This is a genomic window from Pseudomonas sp. NFACC04-2 (genome assembly GCF_900119265.1).
GTDB lineage: Bacteria > Pseudomonadota > Gammaproteobacteria > Pseudomonadales > Pseudomonadaceae > Aquipseudomonas > Aquipseudomonas fluorescens_AA.
Genome location: NZ_FPJC01000054.1, coordinates 1 through 2,984, shown reverse-complemented (window position 1 = coordinate 2,984; position 2,984 = coordinate 1). Strand labels below are relative to the sequence as shown.

Annotated in this window: 4 protein-coding genes and 3 tRNA genes; all 7 read left to right on the top strand. The window is 52.9% G+C overall.

Going from position 1 to position 2,984, the window contains the following annotated elements:
• The first annotated feature begins 171 nt into the window (after positions 1-171).
• The gene (gene birA, locus BT125_RS28240; RefSeq protein WP_072412432.1) at positions 172-1,128 is read left to right on the top strand and encodes a bifunctional biotin--[acetyl-CoA-carboxylase] ligase/biotin operon repressor BirA; all 957 of its coding nucleotides are present in this window, start codon (positions 172-174) and stop codon (positions 1,126-1,128) included.
• Positions 1,118-1,867, top strand: a complete 750-nt coding sequence (locus BT125_RS28235; protein WP_072412430.1) for a pantothenate kinase — start codon at positions 1,118-1,120, stop codon at positions 1,865-1,867. Before birA ends, BT125_RS28235 begins: the two co-directional genes overlap by 11 nt.
• A 7-nt stretch (positions 1,868-1,874) precedes the next feature.
• Positions 1,875-2,330: a hypothetical protein gene (locus BT125_RS28230; protein ID WP_072412428.1), complete on the top strand. Its 456-nt coding sequence runs from the start codon at positions 1,875-1,877 to the stop codon at positions 2,328-2,330.
• 142 nt (positions 2,331-2,472) lie between these two features.
• A tRNA-Tyr gene (locus BT125_RS28225) sits at positions 2,473-2,557 on the top strand.
• 24 nt (positions 2,558-2,581) lie between these two features.
• A tRNA-Gly gene (locus tag BT125_RS28220) sits at positions 2,582-2,655 on the top strand.
• A gap of 26 nt (positions 2,656-2,681) precedes the next feature.
• A tRNA-Thr gene (locus tag BT125_RS28215) sits at positions 2,682-2,757 on the top strand.
• Positions 2,758-2,841: 84 nt separating this feature from the next.
• On the top strand, positions 2,842-2,984 hold a 143-nt coding region (locus BT125_RS28210; RefSeq protein ID WP_256326681.1), incomplete at its 3' end, for a GTP-binding protein.

Sequence of the window (2,984 nt, the reverse complement as noted above, 5' to 3'; positions counted from 1 at the left end):
GTGGGGTTTCCCCATGTGAGAGTAGGTCATCGTCAAGATTAAATTCCGAAACCCCTATCTGCTGACGCAGGTAGGGGTTTTGTTTTGCCCGCAGGAAAGTCATTTTGTGTTTCTATGCAACTGTCTTGCGCATGGCTATCATGCGGGCCTCATTATCAGGGCGCAGTCCGCATGCTCACGTTGCTAAAACTTCTGAAGGATGGCCGCTTTCATTCGGGGCAAGCGCTGGGTGCTGCACTGGGCATCAGTCGTAGTGCTGTATGGAAGCAGTTGCAGCACTTGGAGGCGGATTTAGGATTGTCTGTTCATAAAGTTCGAGGTAGGGGCTATCAGTTGGCTAAGCCCCTGTTGCTTTTGGATGCAGCAGAGATCTGCGCAAAAGGCCTTCATGAGTGGCCTGTCCATATATTTGACTCTATCGATTCCACTAACGCCGAGGCGCTGCGTTTCATCGAGCGCGGAGGCGTGGCGCCATTCATGGTTTTGGCTGAGCGACAGATAGCGGGTCGTGGTCGTCGTGGCCGTAAGTGGGTCAGCCCATTTGCCGAAAATCTCTACCACAGCCTAGTGTTACGCATTAGTGGTGGCATGCGACAAATCGAAGGTCTGAGTTTGGTTGTCGGGCTTGCGGTCATGCATGTCTTGCGCGATATGGGGATCGCAGCGGCGGGGTTGAAATGGCCTAATGATGTCTTGGTGGGTGAGAAAAAGATCGCCGGCATTTTGCTTGAGTTGGTTGGAGATCCTGCAGACGTTTGCCATGTTGTTCTGGGCGTAGGGATCAATGTGAATATGCAATCGACTAATGAGGTCGACCAGCAATGGACATCCATGTGCCTTGAAGCGGGCAGAGATTTTGATCGAAATGAGCTGGTGGCCCGATTGGGTGCGAAGCTGCAGCAATATCTGGAACTTCATCGCGTATCGGGGTTTGCTGCGATCCAGTCGGAATGGGAGCAGTACCATCTTTGGCAGGGGCGGGCTGTGTCTCTGATTGCCGGTGTTAATAAAATTGACGGAATTGTGCTGGGCATTGATCACCAAGGTGCGCTGCGTTTGAAGGTAGATGGTGTGGAAAAAAACTTTAGCGGTGGTGAGCTCAGTTTGAGGTTGCGTGATGATTCTTGAGCTGGACTGCGGCAACAGCTTTATCAAATGGCGTGTTCTGCGCCTTGATGGGATAACGCCGGTCGAGGGTGGTGTGGTCGGCTCTGACGACGATTTGCTCGCGAGTCTGAATGATGCGAAGAAGTTCCAGCTCAAGAAGTGCCGTCTTGTTAGCGTGAGGACCCAGGCAGAGACAGATTCATTGGTCGCTTCGCTGATCGATGTGTTCGGAGTATCGGTCGTTCGTGCTGTGCCTGCCCGGGAAATGGCGGGTGTGAGAAACGGCTACGAGGATTACGAGCGGTTAGGCCTTGATCGATGGCTGGCCCTGCTGGGTGGTTTTCATCTCGCTTCGGGGGCGTGCCTGGTGCTGGATTTTGGTACTGCCGTCACAGCCGATTTCGTTGCTGCGGATGGTGGGCATCTGGGAGGGTTCATTTGCCCTGGCATGCCTCTGATGCGTAATCAATTGCGTACCCACACGCGGAAAATTCGTTATGACGATATAGCGGCCGAGCGAGCCCATGAGAGCCTTGCTCCAGGTCGTGCGACTGTCGAGGCGGTCGAGCGCGGTTGCATGCTGATGCTCAGGGGATTTGTCCTGACTCAGCTTGAATTGGCGGAGCAATATTGGGGAAAGGATTTCGTGGTGTTTCTTACTGGGGGGGATGCCAATCTGGTTTCCGGGGTCGTTCCAGATGCCAGGGTGGTACCTGACCTGGTTTTCGTTGGTCTGGCGATGGCCTGTCCTTTGTCTTGAGGTTTCTATGCGGTGGCTGTTTCTGTTGTTGCTGGTTTTGAATGTCTTCTACTACATCTGGCATCAGCAGGAGGCCCCGCTGCGTGCCAAGGATGTCACGCCGCTGAGTCTATATCGCGGGTCGCAACAGGATATTCATCTTTTGAGCGAAACGGCGGATGCCCTTGTCAGGCGCGATTCGGCTAAGCCTGCAGAGGTGCCGAAAACTTGTGTCTATCTGGGTGGTTTTACTCGTCCGGAGCAGTCCAGGCAACTTGAGCAGCGTCTGGCGGCTTTGGGTGTCGTAGGTCGCTCTGTAGTGTCGAGCGCGCAAAATCTACCTGAAGGAGGAGGGTTCTGGGTTCAGGTTTCCCAGGAAGGCGCGGGAAAGGTGAATGAAACGCTGCTCCAAAACCTTTCTAAAGAATTCAATGAGTTAAAACATAAAATAATGCCATGCGAAGGGGTTGCACCCGCAGGGTAGTTTGCATAGAATGGCGCCCGCTTCGCAGCGAAGACCTTTAAAGGTAAGCGATACGAAGCGACGTCAACGCAGCTAACCTCAGGTTTTTAATGAGAAAATGCTTGACAGAAGGCTGGCATGATATAGAATGCCGGCTCGCTTAGGAGGGGTTCCCGAGCGGCCAAAGGGATCAGACTGTAAATCTGACGTCTACGACTTCGAAGGTTCGAATCCTTCCCCCTCCACCATTTTTAGCGTGAGCTGCAAGCTCCGCGGGTATAGTTTAGTGGTAGAACCTCAGCCTTCCAAGCTGATGATGCGGGTTCGATTCCCGCTACCCGCTCCAAGTTTGCAGGTTGTGCAAAGTGTTTTGCTCTTGTAGCTCAGTTGGTAGAGCACACCCTTGGTAAGGGTGAGGTCAGCGGTTCAAATCCGCTCAAGAGCTCCATATTACAAGGCAGATATGCAAATATCTGCCTTTGTTTTAATGGCTTGTGTGACTCGCTAAATTCTTCTCCTAGGGGTGATTTCGATGGCTAAGGAAAAGTTCGAACGTAATAAGCCGCACGTCAACGTTGGTACCATCGGTCACGTTGACCACGGTAAAACCACGCTGACCGCTGCTCTGACCCGTGTCTGCTCCGAAGTTTTCGGTTCGGCCAAGGTTGACTTCGA